Below are 25,588 nucleotides of genomic sequence, written 5' to 3' on the forward strand. Positions count from 1 at the left end.
AAGGAACACGACATGACCGCCGACAATCGCACCGAAGATCAAAAAGCAGCCGCTGTTCGGGCCTCCATGACGATGGCTGGATACGAGATGACTGCTCAAGATGAAGAAGATATCCGCCGGATGTTCCGAGGGGAACTCACTGGCGACGAAGCTGTACTGCTGGCAATAGAACGAGACGGTTACGGCGATAGTGAACGTGCCCAGGAACTCCGCACACGCATCGCTGAGAGCAAGAAGTCGAAGTAAAGTACGCATACATCCACCGAAATGGAGGACTAAGACGTGGCCGTCAATTTCAACACCATTCGAGGCGTCGATCAGTGGATAGACGCCTTCCCTGAGCAGTTCCAACCACTTGACCCCACTCAGCGCGCCGACCTTGCGGAAGCCCTAGCGCTCGGAGTTCATGAGGGGTGGAAGCCTACTGCCGAAGATGTTCAAGCGCTCGCCGACCAGGCAGCTGGAAAACGATCCGAGTTAACCATGCAGGACTGCGTAGAGGCTGCGAAAAGACCTACACAAGCCGAGTGACTTCTGACTGATCTAGACGACATCACCGTCGAATTCGAAAGGCAACACCATGACCGCCGACAATCGCACCGAAGATCAAAAAGTAGCCGCTGTCCGCGCCTCCATGACCATGGCCGGATACACCATGACAACCCAAGACGAAGAGGACGTCCGACGTATCTTCCAAGGAGAAATCACCGGCGACGAAGCTGTACTGGAAGTGTTGGAACGACACGGTTACGGCGACAGCGAACGTGCCAAGTTCCTTCGTAAACGCATCGCTGAAAGCAAGAAGGAAAGCCAAACAGGCAAGAGTGATGACCTAACGGACAATGCGTAGAACTTCCCTGCCTAGCCGTCTCCTCAAGGATTCCGACTTTGCTTCAAACTGAGAATCAAAGTGTCAAACTTTGAATAAAAGTGCGACTTTCAACGAATCGTTTCATAGTTTCACTACCTGCTCATTCACAGTTTGAACCTCAAAGTGCAAATTAAAGAGGGCGGAATCAAGCGGTGGATGCGCCACGCTTGAATAGTTCGTTAAGTATTTCACGTGGGGTTGCGCCGCCGAGGATTTGTCGGGGTGTTTCGTTGAGCTCATTTTGCACCCACGCGACATGTTCGGGTGTGACGGTGGCAAAGTCGGTGCCCTTTTTGTAGAACCTGCGCCTGATCTCGCCGTTGGTGTTCTCGTTGGTTGGTCTCTGCCACGGTGAGTGCGGTTCACAGAAAAACACCTGGCAGCCGTCTTTAATCTGGACTTGTGCTGTGACAGCCATTTCTGCGCCTTGGTCCCATGTGATGGTCTTTAGCTGCTCGGTGTTGAGGTCTTTGACCATGTCCTGCAGGGTTGCGACCACGGTGTGTGAACTGTGCTCATCGGGAAGGTGTCCAAGCAGGGTGTAACGGCTGGTGCGCTCTACTAGGGTAATCAGCGCGCTTTTGCCACCTTTACCAATAACAAGGTCGCCCTCCCAGTGCCCGGGAATAGCCCTGTCATCAGCTTCCGGGCTGCGGTGGGTGATCTCAGCACCTTTGATCCAAGGGCGACCGGTTAACACGCCAGCGTTTCGGGCACGACGCTTGCGTGTTGAGCCGCCGCGGATAAGTACGTCTTTAGTCTTCATGACTTCTTCAAGCTCGGCTCGCAGGCTGCCTTTGCCTTGAATGTATAAGGCACTGTAGATCGCTTCGTGGGAAATACGCATGCTTTCATCATCGCTGAAAGCATGCTCAAGCCATGCACTAATGCGCCCAGGTGACCACCTGCGGGCAAGGCAATCGACTACTACACCCCGAAGCGTTGGGCTTTCATCGAGCTTGCGTAGTTTTGGCCGCACCATCCGACCAGCAGTAGAAACAGCAGCGTTGTGGGCGTTATACCGCAGCTGCTCTGTGCCGTCCTCATCGACGATCTTCCAACCATTACGGGTGATTTCACGAGCGACGACACTGTGGTGCCTATTTATTTTCTGCGCGATGGCTCGTGCCGAATCACCGACACGACATCCCGCTTCAATAGCAACACGGTCTTCAACAGTAAGCCTGCGACCACGCCCTACTAAGGCGTGTTTGTCGAATACGCCGCTAGGAAATCCATCAACGGCTTGAGTTTTCATCGGTGCTGGCATAACAGAATCTTTACCCAGCTTCTTGCCTGTATCTGGCAAAGACACCACCGCCTCATCAGGCGTTCGACGATGTCGCTGCCGGCGTAACTTCGCATACCGCTGCTTCCTTATCCACCCATACACGGTAGAAGGATGCACACCGATAGCATCAGCCACTGTCTGACAGCTCTCACCAGCAAGCACTCGCTCCACGGCCTGGGCACGTTTATCAGGTGACAAGTGGGCGCGTCTAGGCCGCACTTCGATTACACCAGCTTTCTTTAACCTGCTGTGAAGCAAGCCAGTCGATATTCCAACAGTCTGTGCTGCTTGACTGATCGACATACCTGCACGCACCAACCCAACAGCCTCACGGACAAACGGATCACGCAAACGACTCGCACGCCTGCCTGGAGGTTCGACACCTCTTACCCTCAACCAACCGTAAACCGATTCGGGGCCTACACCCACATCACGCGCGACCAGGCTAACTGCCTCGCCTGCCACCACGCGCTCAACAGCAGCATCCTTAACATCCTTCGGAGTCCAACGCGTCACAACTACCTCCCGGTCGAAGTGGCGCATTCACCCCTTGACAGCACGGAGTTAAACAATTAGCAGTTTCACACCTTGATTTATGAGTTTGGGACTTTAAGCACAGCTACATATTCCCCCACAAGCCCCAAGCTCAGCTGCCACTCCCAAGAGAGCGGGACAGTGTTCCGCTATTGTTCCACTATTATTGCACTTTCGGATCTACAGGAGACCATGCGGAACTTTAACCCGAAAGCGCCCTGACCGCCGCAGATACAATAAAATCCCAGGTGGCTGACCACCTGGGATTTTGTGTTTTGTGGAGCATAGGAGAATCGAACTCCTGACCTTCTGCTTGCAAAGCAGATGCTCTACCAATTGAGCTAATGCCCCTTGACTATCGAACGAAGCCTCCGAAACTATATCAGATGCTTTGACTCTCTAGCGAAAGGTGTTCGATTGGTGGGCCTAGGAGGACTTGAACCTCCGACCTCTTCGTTATCAGCGAAGCGCTCTAACCGCCTGAGCTATAGGCCCTCGAACGAGTAGAAACATTACCCACCAACCCAACCAATCACCAAATCGCCTGGTCAGATGCGGTTTTTATGGCTGGAAAGTGGGCGTCACAAAGAACCAAAGAACTAGCGATCCAGCTGGATGCGAACCCCGCCCAGGATGCTCGACGACGCGTTGTAGATCAGCGCGGCGATGGGCGCCAGAAGGGTGAAGAGCACGACCTCGAACAGGCCGATGGCGGCCACGCCACCGAAGTACATGCCGGCAGACATGCCAGAAGAGTTCGTCAGATCACCGATGAGGGAATCCAGACGATCCCACGTGCCCGCTGCGCCAAGAATGATGTAGATCAGCGCCATAGCCACGAACCACACGGCAAACAGCGCCAGGTTGAAGATGAGGGCCATCTTCAGGGCACTGATCGGCTCGATGTAAGTCACCGTGCGCTGCACGCCCCGCTTGGACGGGTTAGTGGGCGTGGTGGTTTTCGCGGGCTTGCCAGAACTGTCAGCCTGATTCTGGGCCGGGTCTACTGGCTTAGCTGGTGTCTGGATCGAAGCCTTGGCGGTTTCGTCGCTGTTGTCGTTCGGCGCCTTCCCAGCATTGTTGGCGTTCGGCGGGGGCGTTTGGTGCGTCATCGCATCTCCGTGCTTTTAGGTGCTTGTCAGTACTCTTGCCGTACTCGTCTTTGTTCGGGGCTACTCGGTCATACCCGAACGTGCCGTTACGACAGTAGCCTAGCGGTAATTCCCGCCAGGCTACGTGGAACAGGCTGGTTGGAACGGCCTATTTACTTTCCAGTGTTGCCCTTGCCAGACTCAGCCTCGGCCTTCGCAGTGGCCTCGGCAGACTCTTCAGCCTCTTCCTCTACGTTCCGATCCACGGCCACCAGCTCGTTGCCCTTCGCCAGGTCCACCAGGCGCACGCCCATGGTCGCCCGGCCACTGTTGCGGATCTGGCGAACCTCGGTGCGGATCACTCCTCCGTTGGAGGTCATGGCCAGGATTTCGTCGTCGTCGTTGACGGTCAGCGCACCGATCAGCTTGCCGCGCTTCTTGTCGTACTTGAACGCGACCACACCCAGGCCGCCGCGGCCCTTCGACGGGTACTCCTCCATCGGAGTGCGCTTACCGTAGCCGCCGGAGGTTGCCACGAACAGGGAGGAATCCTCGGCCACGACCGTCAGAGCCAGCAGCTGGTCCTCTTCGCGGAAGCGCATCCCCTTCACGCCGGCAGTCGCACGACCCATCGGGCGCAGGGTGGCATCGTCAGCGGTGAAGCGCATGGCCTGACCCTCCTCCGAGACCAGCAGCAGGTCGTCCTCGCCGGTGCACAGCTGCGCGCCCACCAGCCGGTCGCCCTCGTTCAGGTTGATGGCGATCAGGCCACCGGAACGAGCCGTATCGTAATCCGTCAGGCGAGACTTCTTCACCCGGCCGTGTGCGGTAGCCAGCACCAGATACGGGGCATCCTCGTAGGACTGGATCTGGATGACCTGGGCGATCTGCTCCCCCGGCTGGAACTCCAGCAGGTTGGCTACGTGCTGGCCACGGGCCGTCCGGGTGGCCTCCGGCAGTTCAAAGGCGCGTAGTCGGTAGACGCGGCCGAAGTTGGTGAAGAACAGGATCGTGTCGTGCGTGGAGCAGACGAAGAAGTGGCGGACCACGTCGTCCTGCTTCAGCTCGGCACCGCGCACGCCCTTGCCGCCGCGGCGCTGGCTGCGGTAGCTATCCACCTTCGTGCGCTTCGCGTAGCCGGTGGAAGTAATGGTCACCACCACGTTTTCCCGGGCAATTAGGTCTTCCTCGGACACGTCGCCAGAGGCGGCGATGATCTGCGTGCGGCGCTCGTCGCCGTACTTGTCCACGATTTCGGCCAGTTCGGCGCGAACGATGTCGCGCTGCCGCTGTGGGGAAGCCAGGATTGCCTTCAGGTCGGCGATGGTCTCTTCCAGCTCCGCCAACTCGTCGATGATCTTCTGGCGCTCCATGGCGGCAAGACGGCGCAGCTGCATGGCCAGGATGTGGTCGGCCTGAACCTCGTCAACGTCCAGCAGGTCGATCAAGCCACTGCGGGCCTCGTCCACCGTCGGGGAACGGCGGATCAGGGCGATGACCTCGTCCAGCATGTCCAGGGCCTTCACCAGGCCACGCAGGATGTGGGCGCGCTTCTCGGCCTCGTCCAGGCGGTACTGGGTGCGGCGCACGATCACGTCGATTTGGTGGTCCACGTACTGGCGCAGCATCTGGTCCAGGCGCAGGGTACGCGGCACGCCATCCACGATGGAAAGCATGTTAGAGCCGAAACTGGTCTGCAGCTGGGAGTGCTTGTACAGGTTGTTCAGCACCACGCGCGGCACAGCGTCGCGCTTCAGGGTAATGACGATGCGCATGCCCACGCGGTCGGAAGACTCATCGTCGATCTTGGAGATTCCAGCAATCTTGCCGTCGCGGATCTGCTCCGCGATCGAGGCCACCAGGTTGTCCGGGTTCACCTGATAAGGCAGCTCAGTGATGATGATGACCTGGCGGTTGCCCTCTTCCTCGATGCTGGTCACGCCACGCATGCGGATGGAGCCACGGCCGGTGCGGTAGGTGTCCTGGATACCCTTGTCGCCGACGATCAGACCGGCCGTCGGGAAGTCCGGTCCCTTCACCCGCTCCATGCAGGCCTCCAGCGCGTCGGCCTCTTCGGCCTCCGGGTTATCCAGCATCCAGTAGATGGCCTCTGCCAGCTCGTTAAGGTTATGCGGCGGGATGTTGGTAGCCATACCCACGGCGATGCCGCCAGAGCCATTCATCAGCAAGTTTGGCACGCGAGACGGCAGCACAGTCGGCTCGGTGGTTTTGCCGTCGTAGTTGGGCTGGAACTCGACGGTGTTCTCACGAATATCGCGCACCATCTCCATCGCCAGGGGCGTCATGCGGCACTCGGTGTAACGCATGGCGGCCGCGCCATCGTTACCGCGGGAGCCGAAGTTACCCTGACCGTCTACCAGCGGGTATCGCATAGACCATGGCTGTGCCAGGCGCACGAGGGTGTCGTAGATCGCGCTGTCGCCGTGCGGGTGGTAGTTACCCATCGTGTCAGCGACGGGCTTTGCGGACTTCACGTAGCTGCGCTCGGGGCGGTAGCCGTTGTCGAACATCGCGTAGAGGATGCGTCGGTGCACGGGCTTCAGACCGTCACGGACTTCGGGCAGGGCGCGTCCGACGATCACGCTCATGGCGTAATCGATGTAGCTGGACTTCATTTCCTCCTGCAGATCGATCGGTGTGACTCGATCAAAGAGGTTGTCGCTACCGTTGTTGTCGTCGCTCACTGTTTTGAGAAGCCTTTCTGTTTAGCCTTCAGACCTATCCATTCTACCCCTTTGTTGTGGGTTTCCTGCGCTTTGGAGGCTTTGTGACGCCACCTTTCCCGCCCCGTTAGGTGAATTCGAGATGTTGCACGGGTAAATAACCGCTGAACTCATGCGGATGCACCCTCTTCGCCGTGCGAGGTCACAGAACCAGGAGTTAGATCAGAAGTGTCAAACACTGACCCTGTTGCAGCCATAGCCGATTCGCAGCTATGACCGCTATCGCAAGAGGAAGCCCAAACAATGAACTCTCCTAAGCCCCTCACCGCTTTTCGCAAAGTCGCGTCGATGGCCGCCTCCAGCGCCCTGCTGGTCGCCGCAACCACCGGCGGCATGGGCGTTGCTGCCGCCGACGACGCTCAGGCCAAACCGAAGACTCCCATCGAACACGTCGTTGTCATCTATAGCGAGAACATCTCCTTCGACCACTACTTCGGCACCTACCCCAAGGCCGCGAACAAGGACGGCGAAAAGCTACAGTCCAACGACCAAGATGCCCCGAAGTTCAAGGCGAAGAAGGACACCCCAAAGGTCAATAACCTGGCTAGCGAAGATCTGCTAGGCAAGAACAACCCCAACTCCGTTAAGCCTTTCCGACTGGGGCCAGATCAGGCCGTCACCGTGGACCAGAATCACGAATACTCCGCGCTGCAGGAGGCCTTTAACAACGGCAAGATGGACAAGTTCCCGGAGACCGTCTCCACCGACGTGGATAAGGAAAACGAGGGTCTTTACGCCCGCCCGGGCATGACCATGGGTTACTACGACGGCAACACCGTGACCGGCCTCTGGAACTACGCGCAGCACTTCGCCATGAACGACAACAGCTACTCCACCATCTTCGGCCCGTCGACCCCCGGCGCGCTGAACCTGGTAGGCGCCACCGTCGCCGGCGCGACCATCCACGATCCATCAAACGGTGAGCAGGTGAAGATTAAGCCGGGTGAGTCCGACGAATTCGCCGGTGTATCCAAGGACGGCAAGACCGTTACCGTCGTAGGCGACCCGGATCCGCTGTACGACGACTGCTCCAACAGCTCTTCCTCCAAGACCGACGAGGTGGCTGCGCTGCACAACAAGAACATCGGCGACCAGCTGAACGAGAAGGACATCACCTGGGGCTGGTTCCAGGGCGGCTTCCGACCGACGGAGAAGGCCACGGACGATGCCCGCGCGCGTTGCGGTGCCACCCACAAAACCCTGACGGGCCAGGAAAAGACGGACTACAACCCGCACCACCAGCCATTCCAATACTTCGCCACCACCGCCAACCCGCACCACCTGGAGCCCAGCAGCCCAGACATGATTGGTAAGTCCGATCAGGCCAACCACCAGTACGACCTGCAGGATTTCGATACCGCTCTGGAGAACAACAACCTGCCGGCCGTGAGCTACCTGAAGGCCTCCAACTACCAGGACGGCCACGCAGGCTACTCCAACCCGCTGGACGAGCAGGCTTTCATGACCCACTACATCAACGAGATTCAGAATTCTGACCAGTGGGATTCCACCGCCATTGTCATCGCCTACGACGACTCCGATGGTTGGTATGACCACCGAGCCCCGGAAATCCTGAATGGCTCCAAGGACACGACCAAGCTGGAGGAAACCGGAAAGCCGATCGACTCCAAGATCTGCACCACCGCAGCCAAGAAGGTTGGCGTAGCCGGTGACGAGAACGGCCAGTGTGGCCCGGGTACCCGCCAGCCGATGCTGGTTATTTCCCCGTACTCCAAGGTCAACCACGTGGACAGCACCTACACCGAGCAGACCTCGGTGACGAAGTTCATCCAGGAGAACTGGGGGCTGGGTCGCCTGGGCAAGCACACCTTCGATAACCGTGCAGGCACGCTGGACAACATGTTCGACTTCGACAATGCCAGCGCGGAGAAGCTGTTCCTGAACGAGACCGACGGCACCGTCGCCAAGGACTACGACTCCATCGAGCGGGTGGATGACAGCGACCGCGCGGGCGAGAAGCTGAAGGACGTCGCCGACGGCATGAACGACCCGAAGGTCACGGAGAAGGACGTGCAGAACGCCGCAGCCTCTAACGGCAAGAACAACGCTGCGGGTGGATCCGATGACTCCAACCACCTGGGCGCCTGGCTGGGCATGGGCGCGGTGGCCGTAATCGTGTTGGGCTTCCTCACCTGGATCTCCAACCGCAAGGGCGGATCCGAGAGCTAGAACTAATAGGCGCCATTATTAGCCACCATCGGTACCAGCCATGACCTCCCCTGAACCATCGGATCGACCCCGCCCGCGGCGACAGTCCGCCCGGGTTGTCGCAGCCCTCGCCGTGGCCTCTGTCTCGGCGAGCGCATTGCTGCTATCCGGCTGCTCTAGCGAGGATAGCGACAACGGCACTGGCGGCAACGGCACAAACGCTGCCGATGGTTCCGGCGATACCGACGTTTACGCTAACGCCGACATTCACATCAAGAGCCGCCGCGCCTGCCCCTCCCCCGGCGATCTGCGCGGCGACCTCAACCACATCCGCGTGACCAACACCGCGGACGCCTCCACCACGGTCTACGTCGCCGACCAGGACGGTTTCGCCTATCAGACCCTCGAGCGAATCGGCAGTTCCGCCACTCGCTCCTGGTCCGTGAAGCTCACCAACGGCACCTACCACCTGGCCTGCGTCTTCCAGGGCAAAAAGGCGATCTCTAGCGACGAGTTTAAGGTCACCGATTCTTCTATTCGTGACGCCCCCAGGATGAAACCGATCACGGACAAAGAGGTCACGGCCGTCTCCATCGCCCACGCGCGTGCACAAAAACCCCAGGTGCGCGAGTGGGTTTTTAAAGACGACGCGCTGTTGCGCGCCGTGCGTTCCGGCAACCGCACAGCCGCCAAAGAAGCCTGGAAGACGGCTTACCTGGCCTACCGCAGGCTAGATGATTCCAACCACGAGTGGCCGGGGCCGGTGGATGACATCGCGGACTTCGGCACCAGTTCGAAGGCCAACGGCAATCAGGCCAAGGAACTTTCGGGCTATCACCGGCTGGAGTGGGGACTGTGGCACGGCGAGTCCATGGGCGATCTGCTCGACCCAGCCGAGAATCTGAACGAAAACGTCCACGAAGTGGCGGACGGCATCGAGCATTTTGCGATCTTCGCACCCAATTATGGCCTGCGAACACACGAGGTCACCGAGGAGGTCGAGCGCTTCGACCTCAAGAGCCATAACGACTTCGGCGCCCACATCACGGGCAGCGCAGTGCGGGCCGCACTCTACTCCACCCGCTCTACCCTCGATCCGCTGCGCGAACTGGTAGAAGACCGCGGGGCGGACCTGCAAGAACTAGATAGGCAGCTAGATCGGACGGACAAGGTAGCCAAGAAGATGGCCGCCAAATACGACGGAAAGAAGCCCTTCACCGCGTGGAAACAGGCCGATCAGCGGGAACTAGGAGCGGCCATTGGGGAGCTGAACGAGCTGCTTGCCCCTCTGGCGACGATGACTGTGATCAGGAGGATGTAGTGAACTGTCCTTTTCATTCCCGTGCCACCGCAGATGACCACGGCGAGCAGGAGAACCGCCCCGCAGGCGCCCGGGTTTCGAGGCGCACCATGCTCGGCGGAATCCTGGGGCTGGCTGGAGCGGGTGGCGTCACTACCCTTGCAAAAACCGGCGCCACCGCCGAAGAAAACGACGGCAACGACGAGCTACCCGACTATCCATTTGAGGGCAAACACCAGCAGGGCGTGATTACGCCACCGCAAAAAGAACTGATCATCTGCGGTTTGGACGTGCTGGTTGAAAAGCACGAGGAGCTAAAGGAGTTGCTGCAGACAATCACCGAACGGGCGCGCGTGCTGACCACCGGGGGTCCGGCGGCGCCCGATGGGATCGCGTATCCGGCAACGGATTCCGGGGAACTGGGCGAGGATGTGCCGGTGGACGGACTGACGATCACGCTAGGGGCGGGCGCAACGCTGTTCGACGATCGCTTCGGGTTGAAGGCCAAGAAGCCAAAGCACCTCAAGACCATGAAGGCCTTCGCGGATGATTCGCTGAATCCCACGCAGTGCCATGGCGACCTGGTGCTGCAGATCTGCGCGCACAACCGGGATACGGCGATGCACGCGCTGCGTGACATTCTGCGGCACACGCGCGGAGCGATGGCGGTGCGGTGGCGCCAATCCGGTTACCAGAACCCGCCCCGACCGAGCGGCACACAGCGCAACCACCTGGGATTTAAGGATGGAATCGTTAATCCCACGCCCGAGCAGCACGACGAGCTGGTGTGGGCCGGCGGCGACGAGCCGAAGTGGGCAGCGGGCGGTAGCTACATGGCCGTGCGTCTGATCGTGATGCTGACGGAGTTCTGGGATCGCATTTCCATCGCGGAACAGGAGCAGATCTTTGGCCGCGAACGCTTCAGCGGCGGGCCGCTTTCCGGCGGCGACGAGTGGGAGGAGCCGGACTATCTGGATGACCCCACAGGGGATGTGATTCCGGTGGATGCGCACATCCGCTTGGCGAACCCGCGGACCGAGGAAACGGCGAACCAATTGATGCTGCGGCGTGCCTATAACTACGACAATGGTGTGCTGGACAACGGCACCCTGGACGTGGGTTTGGTGTTTGTGTGCTTCCAGCAGGATCTGCAGCGGCAGTTTATTACCGTGCAGAAGCGGCTAGAGGGCGAACCGCTGGCTGACTACATCCGGCCGTACGGCGGTGGGTATTTTTATGTGTTCCCCGGAGTGTCTGGAAAAGATGACTTCCTGGGTAAGGGACTTTTCCTTCCCCCATACGTGGGTAAATCAAAGTGACTAGTGTGAAAAGTTGCGCATATGTGCAATACCGCGCTGACCAGTCAATTTAAAGAATCTACTTGGAGAAACCGCCGAAGCAGGGATTTTTGTAATTTCTAGCACTGAAAAATTCGCAAGTAGACATTAATTTTAATTGCGTTCGACGTTTCACCGAAAAGGCCAAACGTTTTGGCTACACACGCACACAAAGGAGAAAGACATGAAGCTGTCCAAGAAGATCACCGCTACCGCTGCTGCTACCGCCCTGGCTTCCGCAGCCCTGCTGACCCCGGTTGCTAACGCTCAGACCGCTGAGAACCCTCCGGCTGGCTCCGACAATGACAACAACCAGAACCCTCCGGCTGGCTCCGACAATGACAACAACCAGGGCGGCGCAAACGGCTCCGACAACATGAGCAAGGAAGACAAGATCGCTGCAGGCATCGGTGGCACCATCGTTGGCCTGGGTGTTCTGGGTGCAGTCCTGGGCAACGCCGGCGACAAGGCCGAGGACGAGGCTGAGGCTCCGAAGGATGGCGAGAAGGAAGAGGCTCCGGCAGCTGAGGCACCGGCAGCTGAGGCTCCGGCCAAGGAGGACATCGAGGCTCCGGCTGCCGAGGCACCTGCGGCTGAGGCTCCGGCTGTAGAGGCTGCTCCGGCAGAAGGCCGCAACGTTCAGCTGGCTAACACCGGTGTTAAGCCGGAGATCTCCATCCTGGCCGGCCTGGCTCTGATCTCCATGGTTGCTGGCGCTTGGATGATGTTCTCCCGCCGCCAGGCATAAACCACGCTTCCATAGCGTGAAGCGGAGCATGTCTTTCGCTTGAAACCGCTAACCCGCGCCTCTTCACCATTCGAAGGGGCGCGGGTTTTTGGCGTCCATTGCTGCCTGCCCAAGCTACTACATGGGCCGCACAGCTCTAGCTAATCCGCCATCTCCTGCAAGAACTGCTCCAGCCGATCAGAAACCATCTGCGGCTCCCGGGCCCAGCGGTTGTGCCCCAGCTGCGAATCGAGCTCCTCTACCTGCACCACGTCGGCGGGCAACTCCCAACCCAGATTCTCCGCGGAAGCCATCGGACAGTCCTCGTCGTTCGCACAGCGAGTCAGCAGTACCGGGATACGCACAGATCTCTTCGCCACTTCATAATCCATGTCCGCATCCGCTAACTTATGCAGGCGGTTCGTATGCCCATAGCGGAACCACTCGCGCAGGTGAGTACCCGACTGGCGCCCGTAACCCGCCATATCCAACACGCCCGCAGGCTGGTAGCCGAACAGCAGAATATTCAGCATGATCTGGTAGGTTCCGTAGCGCAAGCGACGATACTGCTTGCCCTCGAAACCCCCGTAATAAGGCGTACCGGAGCCTACGCCCATCATCCCACGAACACCCAGCTCTGCGGCTTCGGGCCGCGCAAGGAAGAGCGCGCCGATCTGCCCACCCATCGAATGGCAAAGCATTAACGTGGGGTGATTCTTATCGACGCCCAACGTCTCCTTCGCCGCCCGGATCGTTCGCGGATAATCCTCAGAGGCCAGATGATGGTAGCCCCACTGATGTTTGCGGGTGGCCACAGCCGTGGAACTACCTTGACCACGCAGCTCGCCGGTGATCACCGGGTAGCCCCGGTCAGCCAGCTCCCACGCAATCGGGTCGTAATACCGGGCACCCATTCCAAAGCCCGGCCAGACCACAATCAGGGGGCGGGCACGATCCCACGCGGCATCTGCCGGGCTGTTTGCTGGGTTCGCGGTACTGCCGGAGACGGTGGCGTCACTACCTTCCTCCCCCACCTTCGGCGTACCGGGCAGGAACAGGCGAACCTGCGACGTGGTGCCGTCGACCATGGTCACCGGCAGCAAGATCGGCTCGCGGCGTGGTTGTGTTCGAGTGGTTTTCGTTTGGTGTTTCGGATCGCTCACAACAGTCGATTAAACATCAAGGAACCGCACGTCGCGGGCGTTCTTGGTAATAAAGCTGCGGCGCGCCACAACATCATCGCCCATCAGCACGCTGAAGATCTCGTCGGCAGCAGCGGCATCCTCCAGATCCACGCGACGCAGGGTGCGCACCGTCGGATCCATAGTGGTCTCCCACAGCTCCTTAGCGTTCATCTCGCCCAGACCCTTGTAGCGCTGGATACCGTCGTCCTTGTTGATCTTGCGGCCCTGCCCCAGACCTTCCTCGAGCTGCTCATCGCGCTCACGGTCGCTGAAAGCAAAACCCGGCTCGCCCTTCGCCCACTTCAGCTTGTACAGCGGCGGCTGGGCTAGGTAGACATAGCCCTCCTCCACCAGCGGACGCATAAAGCGGAACAGTAGCGTCAGCAGCAGGGTGGCAATGTGCTGGCCGTCCACGTCAGCATCGGCCATCAACACAATCTTGTGGTAGCGCAGCTTCTTGATGTCGAACTCATCGTGAATGCCGGTACCCAGGGCGGTGATAATGGCCTGAACTTCGTTGTTCTTCAACACCTTATCCATGCGAGCCTTCTCGACATTCAGGATCTTGCCGCGCAGCGGCAGGATGGCCTGGTACATGGAATCGCGGCCGGACTTCGCAGAACCACCTGCAGAGTCACCCTCCACGATGTAGAGCTCGCTAAGCTTCGGGTCGCGCGAGCGGCAGTCTGCTAGCTTGCCCGGCAAGCCGCCGATGTCGGAAGCAGACTTGCGGCGCACCATATCGCGGGCCTTGCGAGCTGCATCGCGGGCGTGTGCGGAGGCCACTGCCTTGTCGATGATGGCCTTTGCCTCGGCCGGGTTGGCATCCAGCCAGTCGGCCAGGTGCTCATTCACGGCCTTCTGCACGAAGCCCTTGATCTCGGTGTTGCCGAGTTTCGTCTTTGTCTGGCCCTCGAACTGCGGATCGCCCACGCGCACGGAGATAACGGCCGCCAGACCCTCACGTACGTCGTCGCCACTGAGCTTCGGATCCTTAGCCTTTAACAGCTTGTGATCGCGAGCATAACGGTTCATCAGGGAGGTCAGCGCCGCGCGGAAGCCCTCCTCGTGGGTACCGCCTTCGAAGGTATTGATGGTGTTCGCGAAAGTGTGGACAGACTGGCTAAAGCCGCTGTTCCACTGCAGCGCGACCTCGACCTCGTGATCCTCGCCGACAACGTCGAAGGAAATGATGGTCGGGTGAATCGCGGTGCGCTTGCGGTTGATGTAGGCCACGTAGTCCTTCAGGCCCTCCGGGTAGTGGAAGACGCGGGTGCGCGGACCCTTCTTCTTCTCAGCCTCCGCAGCCTTCTCCTCCGCGGACTTAGGCGCCTGCGCATCCTCGGCAGCGTTTTCCAGCTCTTCCTCGTCCTCAAGGTGCTCGCGCTCGTCGACAAGCTTGATGGTGAGGCCCTTATTCAGGAAGGCCATCTCCTGCAGACGCTTCGCCACAGTGTCGAAGTTGAACTCGACGGTCTCGAAGATCTCGGGGTCCGGCCAAAAGCGCTGTTTCGTGCCGGTACCACGAGCCTTCTTTACCTTCTCTAGCTCCTCGGGCACGGCCTGGGTGAAGTTCTGGCGCCACAGGTAGCCATCGCGCTTAATCTCCGTCTCCATGCGGGTAGACAGGGCGTTGACCACCGAAATACCCACGCCGTGCAGACCACCAGAAACAGCGTAAGAGTCTGAGTCGAACTTGCCACCCGCGTGCAGCTGAGTCATAACAACCTGCACGGTCGGGGGGCCGGTTGGGTGATCCTCCACCGGAATACCACGGCCATCGTCGATGACCTCCACGCCGCCGTCTGCCAGCAACGTTACGGTGACTTCCTTGGCGTATCCCGCCATGGCCTCGTCAACCGAGTTGTCCACAACCTCCCACACCAGGTGGTGCAGGCCGCGCTCGCCTGTGGAACCGATGTACATACCGGGGCGCTTGCGAACAGCCTCCAGGCCCTCGAGGATCGTAATTGAATTCGCGCCGTAGTCGCTCTGCTTCTGTGGTTCAGCCACGGTGGGTCAAACTCCTTTTCTCGCGCGCCTAAATAACCACCCCATTCTAGCGCGTTGGAGGTCTTCAGGCGCCATTAGACAGACCGTTTCGAGCCATTCAGCCCAGCACATATCAGCCGAAGTCATCCCGCGGCCCGCGCCCCTGCACGCGCAACTTACCGTACTTCGGCCGACGTATGTTGGGCCCCTCGATCCGCAGTTGAGCCACCACGTCTTCGCCCGCACGCTTAGCAATGGCCTGCAAAATCACGGTTTGCATGTACCGCAACTGCGTGGTCCAAGGGGTCGAGTCGCATTCAATCACCAGAATCTGCGAGTCTTCCTCGTAGCGCACCGGCCGCGTGTGCTCTGCAATTTTGTCACCCACCAGCTCTGGCCACGCATTCATGATCCGCGCCACGCTCACGCGCTGCTGCCAACCTTGCCGCTTAATTTCTCGCCCAATCAACGTGCCGAAACGCTTCGGATCACGGTAACTGCGATCCAGGCGCCCATCCATGCGGGTCTTATATTTAGTGGCTCTACGAGGTGTTTTCTTTTTGTCTTTTCTTGGTGACGCCACCGTCGGCAACTCCGCCTGCGGAGTACCGCCAGCCTTTTTCATGGCCGCGAGAGCTTCGGCTACCGGATCAATCGCCATGAGTCTCGCCACCCTTCAACTCATCAATAGTGTAGATCTTCGCCGCATCCCGTAGGGCCGCGGGAATGTCTTCGTCCACCGCGGCTGTAATAAGAACTTGCTCGGCGCTGGAGATGAGGTCCACGAGGTGGTGGCGTCGAGAAGAATCGAGCTCCGCAAAGACATCGTCGAGAATCACGACGGGCTCGACCCCATCGCCGCGCTGCATAAAAAACGCGGCAAGCCGGAGCGAAAGAGCAAAAGACCAAGATTCACCGTGCGACGCATAGCCTTTCGCGGGCTGGTGGCCGAGTATCAGCTTCACGTCATCCCGGTGAGGGCCAAGCAAGGTAGTGCCACGTTCAACCTCCTGTGGGCGTTTGGTAGCAAATGCCTGCAGTAAGGTAGCCTCGGCGATCTCGGGGCTGAGCAGTGCGGTGGGCTGGTCTGGTTCGCTGATTCCGAGGTGAATGCCCAACTCCGCAAGTTCAGCGTCGATGGTAGAGGTGTAAGACATATGGGCGGGGCGCGACTGGGGGGCCAGCGCCTGGTAGGTCCGCTGCAAGTGCGGGGCGAGGTCGTGCACTATCTGCACGCGCGCCGACATAATCTGCGCCCCAAGTGCGGCCAACTGGCTATCCCACACGTCCAGGGTGGCTAGGGCAGACTCCGCATCGGCCTTGATCTCCTCGGACAGGTTGTGGCTGGCGCCCTTCGGCGCGCCGATCACTAGGCGCAGGGCAAATGCGGACTGGCGCAGAAGAGCATTGCGTTGCCGCAAGGCCTTGTCGTAATCCGCCTTTACCGCAGCTAACCGCGGGTAACGGGCAATCATGATCGTGTCCAGAAAATGCCGCCGCTGCTCGGGCTCTCCGCGAATAAGCGACAAATCTTCCGGGGAAAATAGCGTAGTGCGCACCACTCCTAGCAGGTCGCGAGGTGAATTCATGGCTGCACGGTTAATGTGCGCGCGATTCGATCCTCGTGCACGAATAGCCAGGTGTGCCGTGAGTTCGCGACCGCCATTTACGGCCGTGGCGGAGACGTTAGCGATGTCTTCACCCCGCCGAACCAGCGCTGCGTCGGTGTTCACGCGATGGGAGCTCAAGTGTGCGAGGTAACCGAGTGCTTCCACAATATTGGTTTTCCCGTGGCCATTGGGCCCGGAAAAAATCGTGATGCCAGGGCTGAGCTGCAGGTCGAGTTCCTCCCACGACCTGTAGTTGCTCAGACGAAGTTTGGAAACATACACGGTTAGCTAAGAATCGGCTCTGGCTTAGCCCGGTAGGCGCACCGGCATCAACAGGTAGGTGAAGTCCGTCTCCGGGGTAGCAAAGTTGCCCTCTGCGTCTGCCTCCGGCAGTTCGCCCGGGTCAGGCAGCAGAATTGCCGGGCGGGAGGCCATAGTGAAGCCGAAGACGACGCGCGGGGTGTGGATGGCCGCCAGGCCTTCCTTGAGGTAACTCGGGTTAAAAGCAATAACCAGTGGCTCGCCGGCAAAAGCACAGTCGAGGGTTTCCGTTGCGGAACCGACATCGCTGCCACCGGCGGACAAGGTAACGGTGTTGTCCTTGAAGTCCATCCGAATTTGGGAATTACGTTCGGCAACGATGGAAACGCGCTTGATGGCCTCCTGTAGCGGGGCGATCTCAACGCTGGCCAGAGCCGTGTGCGTCTTCGGCAGTAGCGGACGGAACTTAGGGAACTCCGCATCTAACAGGCGGGTGGTGGTGTGGCGCGACTCGGTAGAGATGCCCAGCAGGCCATCTGCACCAATGTCCTCGCCGGTGCCCACGGCAATTTCGATGGGATCGGTGTTAGCCGGATCCATAGAGCGCGCGGTGTCTGCCAAAGTGCGGGCTGGAATAAGCAGCTTTGCCTGCGCATCCGCTTGTGCGGGGTTCCACTGGAAGTTACGGACTGCCAGACGGAAGCGGTCGGTGGCAACCATAATGACATTTTCGCCGTCGATCTCAACATGCACGCCCGTGAGCATCGGCAGAGTATCGTCTCTGCCAGCTGCCACGGCCACCTGGGAAATGGATTCTGCAAAGAGGTTTGGATCGATAGTTCCGGTGACATCCGGCAACTCCGGCAGAACCGGGTAGTCCTCGATGGTCATTGCAGGAAGTTCGAACTTGGACTTGCCAGTCTTGAGAGTCACGGTAGTGCCGTCGTACTCGATGTTGATTGGCTTATTTGGCAGCGATCCGACGATATCGGAGGCTAACTTGCCAGCCACTAGAATCTTGCCGGGCTCGTTGACCTCGGCATTGATGCGTACGCGGGTGGATACCTCGCGGTCGAAACCGGAAAGTTCCAGGCCGTCGTCGTCGGCGACAATCATCACACCACGCAAGATCGGCTGGGTGGGTTTGCTGGGCAGGGAGCGAGCTACCCAAGCGAGGGCGGATGCGAAGTCATCCTTGGGAACAATGAAACTCACTGTCTGGCTATCCATGCTCAATTTAACTTCCGTGCTCTCGTTGTTCTCGAGTGCCCGACGGGCCTCGAGATGTCGTCTCGATCAAGATTAACCCACAAGCTCTATTTCTGTTTATTCCCTTTTATTTAGAGAGATAGCAGTCGTAGTAGGTGTTGTGGATCCTGTGTACAAACCCTAATCCATGCACGTCACGGCATAGGTTGAGGTGTTGATGTTCTGGTGGACAGAGTGTGAATAACGAAATCCGGTTGTGAATAACTCGAATGCGTGGCTAGTTGTACACAACTTGTCCACTGTTGTTTACCCAGCTTAGGTGCAGTTTTCCCCAGGTAGTCCCGCGGTGTGTTGTGATCCAGACGACACGTAATGCTTGTGGGGGCGTGATCCGACTAGGCGATCCACTACCCCTTGAATTACAAGTTTGGAATTACATCTGTGGAAAACATTGTGGAATTGTGGATAACTTGGTTGAATCTCGGTCTACCAAAGGTCAGCGCCTTGCAAGTTATCCCCAAGTACCCTGTGGATAACTAAGCGAAACTGGGGAAAACTGTGGGAAACTCGGCACTCAGGCCACTGCCAGGGGGTGCTCGTCCTCGAAGGCGGGGTTAATCCCGGGCATGAGACTTGATCTTCTGTGTGAGTTCCTGCACCTGATCGAACACCTTTTTGTTCTCTGACAGGGACTCACGCACTCGGCGCTCCGCATACATCACGGTGGTGTGGTCGCGCCCGCCAAACGCACTTCCTAGCTTTGGCAGCGAAAGATCTGTCAATTCGCGGCACAGGTACATGGCGATTTGTCGGGCCTGCACAAACTTCTTTGCTCTTCCCTTCCCAACTAGCTCGTCGGTGGTCAGGTTGAAGTAGTTAGCCACCACCTCAATCACGTGCTGCGGGACGATTTCCACATCCTGGTCTGCTGGAGAGATGTCACGCAGGGCGATTTCGGCAGTCTCCACAGTCAGTGGCTCGTGGCTCAGCGCGCAGTAGGCCGTCACGCGGATCAACGCACCGTCTAGTTCGCGGATCGACTTCTCGTAACGGCTCGCGATCAGCACCTTCACGTCTTCTGGCAGCTGCACATTGTCGGATTCCGCCTTCTTCGTCAGAATCGCAATGCGCGTCTCCAGGTCGGGAGTCTGCACATCCGTAATGAGGCCACCCTCGAAGCGGGTGCGCAAGCGATCTTCCAGCGTGGTCAGCTGCCGCGGCGGCCGGTCGGAGCTCAACACGATTTGCTTGTTTGCCTGGTGAAGGGCATTGAAGGTGTGGAAGAACTCCTCTTGTGTGGATTCCTTGTTCTGCAGGAACTGGATGTCATCCACAATCAGCATGTCCAGATTGCGGTAGCGGCGCTTGAAGGATTCGCGGGTGTCGTTTGCGATGGAGTTAATGAAGTCGTTTGTCAGCTCCTCCGAACTGACGTACTTCACGCGCATGTTTGGTTGCAGTTCCTTGGCGTAATGCCCGATCGCGTGCAAGAGGTGCGTTTTGCCCAGCCCAGATTCGCCCCAGATAAACAGTGGGTTGTACGCCTTGGCCGGCGCCTCTGCCACGGCACGGCACGCGGCAGCGGCGAAGTTATTGGAGGAACCGACGACGAAGGTATCGAACGTGTAGTTCTTGTTCAGCAGCGATTCCCCGTCGAGCCCATCACCGAAATTCGAAGACTGTTGCGACGGAATGTGGTGCCGCGGAGCTGGCCGATGCGCTGATTCCTTATTCGTCCAGCGGGTTGGCGTCGGAGACGGGTTCGGGTCAATACGGTTCTCGGTTGGAGCGTATTGCCCGGCGAACTCGTCGGCGTCGAGTTCCCGACGGCGCTGTGCTGCTTCCTCCTCGGTTTCGGATGCGGCAGCAACCCCGTCGCGCGCTGTGTCGTCTTTGCGCGCTGTGTCGTCCTTCTGTTCGGCCTTGTTGACTAGCGCTTCTACTTGTGAACTCGATAGATCGTCGGCGGTGGCTACGGATCGTCTTTCAAGCGCCCCCTCGTCGGAATCGCTTGGAACCCCAGCATCGGAGCCATCGCGTTCGGCCTCGCTGGAGCTTTCCTCTGCGGCTTCCCCATTGGTACTGGTAATGGCCAGGCTGACGGCGAGATCCAGACGAGTTTTGAGGACATGCTTGATGGGATCGATCAGGTCTTTTTCGATCGACTCCTTTGTCCACTTGTTAGGAGTTTCGAGCACAACGATTCGCCCCATGAGGCCTACCGGCTTAACCTTGCGCAGCAGTGATCGCTGCTTCGGGGAAATCGTCGGGAGATCCGGATCCGGGTTGGCCGACGAACTATCGGCTAGCCAGTCGTGCATGATGGCATCCCACATGTCGGGGAAGTGTTCCTCGATGGAGAAGTTCGAGTTGCTCATAGAATTCCAGGCTGGGTTGGGTGTCTCTAGAAGGGTTGTTGGTTACAAGGCTGTCTTGGGGCGGCGTGATGAGAGGCGTGCAAACATTCCTCGTGGCATTTCCCAGGAATACGGGGGTGGCCGAGAGGTTAACGATGGCTAAACCGTGGGTGGTCCACACCTCCGTGTTGTTTGGACGTTGTTCACGGCCTCGTACACAGTCCGAAACGCCGCTTATCCTGCGTATCCACACGGTTATACACACCTGTGGATAACTTCTCTTCACATGTTATCCCCAAGGTACAGGCTCCTTGTGGATAACTCTAATTGAAGCGCATAAATGCTTTCTACCTGCGGAGACGATGATTAAAGTAAAGGTTTAAAGTTTGGGGGTGAGTGAGTTTTCCACAAGTGGTTTACGTATTTGACGAACTCGATTCCAACCTTTACGGCTTCATAATCGTTTTGGGTTTCCCAGGGCGGGGAGCTGCTTCGTTCCAGCCATCGACCTCTAGTTATCCGTAAATTCCTACAGCTATGGAGGGAAAAGTCTGTCTAAAATTTGGATAACTTCCGTCACACCACGTATCCTTGAGTCGTCTATGGCAACCCACGTACGGCAGCAGTTCACCACGCTGCCTATCGGGTGCCTCTGGTACCGGCTCGAGTCTTCCTGGACATTGCCGGTGCAACTGTCCACTTAAATTTGTGGGCGCGCCGCTGGCCTAAGCGATGATCCCAGCCTTGGATACGCTGGTCTTTTGCTGTTGCCGCGTGCGGTGCGTCTGCTGCTAGCGAAAGTTAAGGAGTGAAGTACCGTGGCCAAGGGCAAGCGTACTTTCCAGCCCAACAACCGTCGTCGTGCACGCGTGCACGGTTTCCGTACCCGCATGCGCACCCGCGCCGGCCGTGCCATCGTTTCCGCACGTCGCAACAAGGGTCGCAAGTCCCTGACCGCCTAACTTAGGCGTAGACGTCCCCCTCCACCCCAATTGCTTTGGGGTGGATTGTCGTAGGGGCGTCAATAAATAAGAAAGAGCCACCACAGTGCTAGCTCCCCAGCACCGGCTTCGGTCGACTGCCTTATTTGGGCAGACGATACGGAAGGGTCGGAAGAAGGGCAGCCGCACCGTGGTGGTTCATGTTTTAGTGGGGGGCGCGCGGGCAGAGGAGCTTGCCGTGCCGCTACAGGAGGGGGCCACGGCAGGTCCACGTATGGGGCTTGTTGTTTCCAAGGCCGTGGGTAACGCAGTGGCCAGACATAATACCTCTCGGAAACTGCGGCACGCCTTCCGCGCTGTTTTGGAGGAAGGCGAGCTCGACTTTCCAGCCGGCACATGTGTGGTGATTCGTGCTTTACCGAAGAGCGCTAGTGCGAGCGTTGAGGAGTTGATCGGGGATGTGCGCAGCTGCATCCGACGAGCACTCTCCCGATGAGTCTTGCTCTCACGCACCCCGGAAACGGGGATTCGGTGCCCGGATGGCTCGCCGATTCATCCTTGGTTACCAAAGTTATGTTTCACCCCTTAAAATGGGGCCAACGTGCCGTTTTGAACCTACGTGTAGTAATTACGCCTTAATCGCTATTGGCCGTCACGGTCTGATTAAGGGGTCAGTGCTCACGCTAGGTCGTTTGGCCCGCTGTGGGCCGTGGCATCCGGGAGGTTGGGATCCAGTCCCGCCTCGTCGTCCCCTGTGCTCGTGGGGCAGGCGGCACCGTTAGTCCGTTCACATTAAAAAATGTACTTTCGGCGGCGCCGGTCGTACGAGCCATACACGTTTGATTTCAGGAGAAACCTCGAGTCGCCATGGATTTTATTTATTATCCAGTGTCCGGCGTTTTGTGGTTCTGGCATAGGCTGTTCAGCTACGTCCTCAGCCCGGATTCGGGTATCACGTGGGCGCTAGCGATCATGTTCCTCGTGTTCACCATTCGTATTCTTTTGGTGAAGCCGATGGCCAATCAGCTGCGCTCGTCCCGCAAGATGCAAGAAATGCAGCCGAAGATGCAGGAGCTGCAACGCAAGTACAAAAACGATCGCCAGACCCTGGCTGTCGAAATGCGCAAGCTGCAGAAGGAAATGGGAGTTAATCCGCTGGCTTCCTGCTTGCCGATGCTGGTTCAGATGCCGATCTTCTTGGGCCTGTTCCACGTGCTGCGTTCGTTCAACCGCACGGGTGAGGGCATTGGCCAGCTGGGCATGTCGGTCGAGGAGACCCGAAACACCCCGAACTACTTCTTCGGTGTGGACGAGGTTCAGTCCTTCCTGGACGCTCGAATCTTCGGCACTCCCCTGTCAGGCTTTATCTCCATGGATCCAAATAACTACCGCGCTTTCTCGGCGGACGGTGTTGTGGATTTCACTCGCACGAACATCATCCTGGTTGTCGTTCCGATGATGCTTGTTGCTTCTGTGCTGATGCACTTCTCTGCTCGTATGTCTATGGACCGTGCGGCTAAACGCCGCGCGGAGAACCCGATTAAGGCAAATGATGCAAAGGCTCAGCAGACCCAGATGCAGATGGACATGATGCAGAAGATGATGCTGTGGTTTATGCCTGTTTTGTATCTCTTGGGTGGTTTCGCATGGCAGGTGGGTCTTGCTCTCTACATGGTCACCAACATGACGTGGTCGTACCTACAGCAGTTCTTCCTTTACAAGAAGATGGATGCTGAAGAGGAGGCCGAAAAGGAGGCTGTGGCCGCCGCTAAGCGCACTTCTGCCCCCAAGGTGGGCGCTCGACCTGACAATCCGAAGAAGAAGGGTAAGAAGCGGAAGTAATCTGAGTTCGCTGCATCAGAACCTTTCAACCCTGAGAACCGTCACCCTCTTGGTGGCGGTTCTTTTGTCTTTGTGGCGGTTCTTTGGTTTTTGTTTTATCTCGGGGTTCCTACTCGGGTGCTGCGCCGAGTCGCGCGGCCTATAGAATGAGCTAGGTACTCGTAGTCGAATGTTTCACGTGAAACGGTTTGCAGGGTTTCACGTGAAACATTGCCCTTAACTCCGACCCTTTAAGGAGTGTCTAGATGGCTAATCAAGACGATCTTTATAGCCAAAGCCCCACACTTGGCGAACCACCAGCGGCTGCCGACAACGTCTTTGGTGATCGGCTTCCCCTCGCTCGGGAGTACGCCGAGTTTCTGGCTACCGCCGGCATTGAGAGAGGTTTGCTCGGCCCGCGCGAAGTCCCACGTATTTGGGAGCGCCACGTACTAAATTCCGCAGTACTGGGCGAGGTTATCGAGGATGGCAGTCGAGTTATCGACGTGGGTTCCGGCGCCGGCCTACCCGGTATTCCTCTGGCCATCGCCCGTCCAGATCTTCACATCCAGTTACTAGAGCCGCTGCTTCGACGGTATAACTTTCTCTCCGAGATCAGTGACCGCCTCGAGTTGGGCTGTGAGGTCGTACGCGGTCGCGCTGAGGAGGCCGATGTTGTGAAGGCGATCGGTGGGGCTGACGTGGTGACCTCTCGTGCGGTAGCTCCGCTGGGCAAGCTCGCCCGCTGGTCGCTGCCACTCGTGCGGGTGGGCGGCGCTATGAAGGCGCTAAAAGGTGGTTCTGTCGCCGAGGAGCTGGAACGCGATTCGAAGGAGATCCGCAAGGCCGGTGGAGGGCAGGGAACCATTCAGCTGGTGGGTGAGTCTAAAGTTTCTGAGCCGACCCATGTGATTACTATTCCGCGGATTAAGTAGTCAGTTGCCTCCGCTCACACTGTCTAGGTTTTTGGCGCTATGCCTTCGGCTATGTTCGGTACGCTTGAACCGTTTGGGCTGTGCCTACTTGGGAATTGCGTAGGATTCCTTCCGTTGAACGAACACCGGTGGATGTAGTTGGCGCTGTAGCAGGACGCGTACCAGTGTTGGCTCTCGTTGTGGCCTCTTGCAGGCTGCATTATTCTTTACGTACACCCCAATGTTTCACGTGAAACATCGGTCTTCGATTTTAGGATTGGATGTAGATGTCGAAATTCGACATGGATGAAACCCCCATCGCACGCGCCGCGCAACAGGCCGCGCGTTTGAAGAACCCTAATCGGAACAAACTTCCGCGGCCGGAGAAGTGCAGGAAAATAACCATCGCGAACCAGAAGGGTGGCGTGGGTAAGACCACCTCAACCGTAAATCTGGCGTGGTCGCTTTCCCTGCTGGGAATGAAGGTGCTTGTGATCGACCTAGATCCGCAAGGAAACGCCTCTACAGCGCTTAATGCTGTACACCACGCCGGTACGCCCTCTTCCTACGAAGTGCTTCTCAATGAGATGACCGTGAACGAGGTGATGCAGACCAACGACGAGAACGAAAACATATTCTGCGTACCCGCCACTATCGACCTGGCTGGTGCGGAGATCAATCTGGTGAATGAGGTTCGTCGTGAATATAGGTTGCTTAATGCGATAAGCGACGAATGGCTTGAAGAGCACGGTTTTGATTATGTGTTTATTGACTGCCCGCCGTCTCTGGGTTTGTTGACAATTAACGCTATGGTCGCCGTCGACGAGGTGCTTATCCCCATTCAGTGTGAGTATTATGCGCTCGAAGGTGTGAGCCAGTTGATTGACAACATCGCGATGATACGCGTGAACCTGAACCAAAACCTTCACATTTCAGGCGTTCTATTGACCATGTATGATGGTCGTACGCGCCTATCGCAGAATGTTAGCGACGACGTGCGTACGCACTTCGGATCTGTGGTACTGGATAACCACATTCCACGTAACGTAAAGGTGTCTGAAGCGCCGAGCTATAACATGACCGTTCTGCAGTACGACGGCGGAGCGCCCGGTGCACTTGCCTATTACGATGCGGCGAAGGAGTTTGCGCAGCGTGGCGATTATCTGCCGAGCGCCGAAACTGCCCCAATTGGGATTGCCCCTGAATTACATGATGGGGGTGTTGAATAGTGGGTA

At 58.2% G+C, this 25,588-nt stretch carries 20 protein-coding genes, 2 tRNA genes and 2 pseudogenes; 12 read left to right on the forward strand and 12 right to left on the reverse strand.

Annotated features, from left to right (window positions below):
- The first annotated feature begins 12 nt into the window (after positions 1-12).
- Positions 13-246, forward strand: a complete 234-nt coding sequence (locus tag ACKFRT_RS08465) for an antitoxin VbhA family protein (RefSeq protein ID WP_408924987.1) — start codon at positions 13-15, stop codon at positions 244-246.
- Between the two features lie 334 nt (positions 247-580).
- The gene (locus tag ACKFRT_RS08470) at positions 581-850 is read left to right on the forward strand and encodes an antitoxin VbhA family protein (protein ID WP_408924988.1); all 270 of its coding nucleotides are present in this window, start codon (positions 581-583) and stop codon (positions 848-850) included.
- A gap of 166 nt (positions 851-1,016) precedes the next feature.
- Here ACKFRT_RS08470 and ACKFRT_RS08475 read toward each other — a convergent pair.
- From ACKFRT_RS08475 to gyrA, 6 genes and pseudogenes are all read right to left on the reverse strand, one after another.
- Positions 1,017-2,236: pseudogene (locus tag ACKFRT_RS08475) on the reverse strand (IS30-like element IS1513 family transposase).
- 19 nt (positions 2,237-2,255) lie between these two features.
- Positions 2,256-2,705, reverse strand: a pseudogene (locus ACKFRT_RS08480) (helix-turn-helix domain-containing protein); the annotation flags it as partial.
- A gap of 269 nt (positions 2,706-2,974) precedes the next feature.
- Positions 2,975-3,047: transfer RNA gene (locus ACKFRT_RS08485), tRNA-Ala, on the reverse strand.
- Positions 3,048-3,114: 67 nt separating this feature from the next.
- Positions 3,115-3,191 (reverse strand) — tRNA-Ile (locus tag ACKFRT_RS08490).
- Positions 3,192-3,295: 104 nt separating this feature from the next.
- The gene (locus ACKFRT_RS08495; protein WP_408924989.1) at positions 3,296-3,808 is read right to left on the reverse strand and encodes a DUF3566 domain-containing protein; all 513 of its coding nucleotides are present in this window, start codon (positions 3,806-3,808) and stop codon (positions 3,296-3,298) included.
- A 152-nt stretch (positions 3,809-3,960) separates the two neighbouring features.
- The gene (gyrA, locus tag ACKFRT_RS08500) at positions 3,961-6,492 is read right to left on the reverse strand and encodes a DNA gyrase subunit A (protein ID WP_408924990.1); all 2,532 of its coding nucleotides are present in this window, start codon (positions 6,490-6,492) and stop codon (positions 3,961-3,963) included.
- Positions 6,493-6,774: 282 nt separating this feature from the next.
- Between gyrA and ACKFRT_RS08505 the strand changes: the two genes are divergently transcribed.
- From ACKFRT_RS08505 to ACKFRT_RS08520, 4 genes are all read left to right on the forward strand, one after another.
- Positions 6,775-8,721: an alkaline phosphatase family protein gene (locus tag ACKFRT_RS08505; RefSeq protein WP_408924991.1), complete on the forward strand. Its 1,947-nt coding sequence runs from the start codon at positions 6,775-6,777 to the stop codon at positions 8,719-8,721.
- Positions 8,722-8,761: 40 nt separating this feature from the next.
- Positions 8,762-10,021, forward strand: a complete 1,260-nt coding sequence (locus ACKFRT_RS08510) for an EfeM/EfeO family lipoprotein (protein WP_408924992.1) — start codon at positions 8,762-8,764, stop codon at positions 10,019-10,021.
- Complete coding sequence (gene efeB, locus ACKFRT_RS08515; protein ID WP_408924993.1) at positions 10,021-11,319, forward strand: iron uptake transporter deferrochelatase/peroxidase subunit; 1,299 nt, start codon at positions 10,021-10,023, stop codon at positions 11,317-11,319. The genes ACKFRT_RS08510 and efeB overlap by 1 nt, the downstream gene beginning before the upstream one ends.
- Before the next feature lie 202 nt (positions 11,320-11,521).
- On the forward strand, positions 11,522-12,085 hold the full coding sequence (locus tag ACKFRT_RS08520) for a cell surface protein (protein ID WP_408924994.1): 564 nt from the start codon (positions 11,522-11,524) through the stop codon (positions 12,083-12,085).
- 140 nt (positions 12,086-12,225) lie between these two features.
- Here the strand turns inward: ACKFRT_RS08520 and ACKFRT_RS08525 are convergent, their stop codons facing one another.
- The 6 genes from ACKFRT_RS08525 to dnaA all read right to left on the reverse strand — a co-directional run bounded on the left by ACKFRT_RS08525 (position 12,226) and on the right by dnaA (position 20,698).
- Positions 12,226-13,227: an alpha/beta fold hydrolase gene (locus ACKFRT_RS08525; protein WP_408924995.1), complete on the reverse strand. Its 1,002-nt coding sequence runs from the start codon at positions 13,225-13,227 to the stop codon at positions 12,226-12,228.
- A 9-nt stretch (positions 13,228-13,236) separates the two neighbouring features.
- A complete protein-coding gene (gyrB, locus tag ACKFRT_RS08530) occupies positions 13,237-15,261 on the reverse strand; it encodes a DNA topoisomerase (ATP-hydrolyzing) subunit B (RefSeq protein ID WP_408924996.1) in 2,025 nt (674 codons plus the stop codon).
- A 112-nt stretch (positions 15,262-15,373) separates the two neighbouring features.
- Positions 15,374-15,901, reverse strand: coding sequence for a DUF721 domain-containing protein (locus ACKFRT_RS08535; RefSeq protein ID WP_296215915.1), 528 nt, complete (start codon positions 15,899-15,901; stop codon positions 15,374-15,376).
- The gene (recF, locus tag ACKFRT_RS08540) at positions 15,891-17,132 is read right to left on the reverse strand and encodes a DNA replication/repair protein RecF (protein WP_296215913.1); all 1,242 of its coding nucleotides are present in this window, start codon (positions 17,130-17,132) and stop codon (positions 15,891-15,893) included. The genes ACKFRT_RS08535 and recF overlap by 11 nt, the downstream gene beginning before the upstream one ends.
- Before the next feature lie 24 nt (positions 17,133-17,156).
- Entirely contained in the window at positions 17,157-18,341 is a 1,185-nt protein-coding gene (dnaN, locus tag ACKFRT_RS08545; protein WP_296215911.1) for a DNA polymerase III subunit beta, read from the reverse strand.
- Positions 18,342-18,934: 593 nt separating this feature from the next.
- Positions 18,935-20,698: a chromosomal replication initiator protein DnaA gene (dnaA, locus tag ACKFRT_RS08550; protein WP_408924997.1), complete on the reverse strand. Its 1,764-nt coding sequence runs from the start codon at positions 20,696-20,698 to the stop codon at positions 18,935-18,937.
- Between the two features lie 797 nt (positions 20,699-21,495).
- Here dnaA and rpmH point away from each other — a divergent pair.
- From rpmH to ACKFRT_RS08580, 6 genes are all read left to right on the forward strand, one after another.
- Positions 21,496-21,639, forward strand: coding sequence for a 50S ribosomal protein L34 (gene rpmH, locus ACKFRT_RS08555; RefSeq protein ID WP_005292556.1), 144 nt, complete (start codon positions 21,496-21,498; stop codon positions 21,637-21,639).
- Positions 21,640-21,724: 85 nt separating this feature from the next.
- Complete coding sequence (gene rnpA, locus ACKFRT_RS08560; RefSeq protein ID WP_408924998.1) at positions 21,725-22,114, forward strand: ribonuclease P protein component; 390 nt, start codon at positions 21,725-21,727, stop codon at positions 22,112-22,114.
- Positions 22,115-22,157: 43 nt separating this feature from the next.
- A complete protein-coding gene (gene yidD / locus ACKFRT_RS08565; RefSeq protein WP_296215906.1) occupies positions 22,158-22,400 on the forward strand; it encodes a membrane protein insertion efficiency factor YidD in 243 nt (80 codons plus the stop codon).
- Between the two features lie 85 nt (positions 22,401-22,485).
- Positions 22,486-23,460 carry a membrane protein insertase YidC gene (yidC, locus tag ACKFRT_RS08570; protein ID WP_296215904.1) on the forward strand — a complete coding sequence of 325 codons (975 nt, stop codon included), beginning with the start codon at positions 22,486-22,488 and terminating at the stop codon, positions 23,458-23,460.
- Positions 23,461-23,705: 245 nt separating this feature from the next.
- Positions 23,706-24,374 carry a 16S rRNA (guanine(527)-N(7))-methyltransferase RsmG gene (gene rsmG / locus ACKFRT_RS08575; protein WP_296215903.1) on the forward strand — a complete coding sequence of 223 codons (669 nt, stop codon included), beginning with the start codon at positions 23,706-23,708 and terminating at the stop codon, positions 24,372-24,374.
- Positions 24,375-24,640: 266 nt separating this feature from the next.
- Positions 24,641-25,582 (forward strand): ParA family protein, encoded by a 942-nt coding sequence (locus ACKFRT_RS08580; RefSeq protein WP_408924999.1) that lies wholly within the window; start codon positions 24,641-24,643, stop codon positions 25,580-25,582.
- Positions 25,583-25,588: the final 6 nt, after the last annotated feature.

Source organism: Corynebacterium jamesii (assembly GCF_046097395.1).
Classification (GTDB): domain Bacteria; phylum Actinomycetota; class Actinomycetes; order Mycobacteriales; family Mycobacteriaceae; genus Corynebacterium.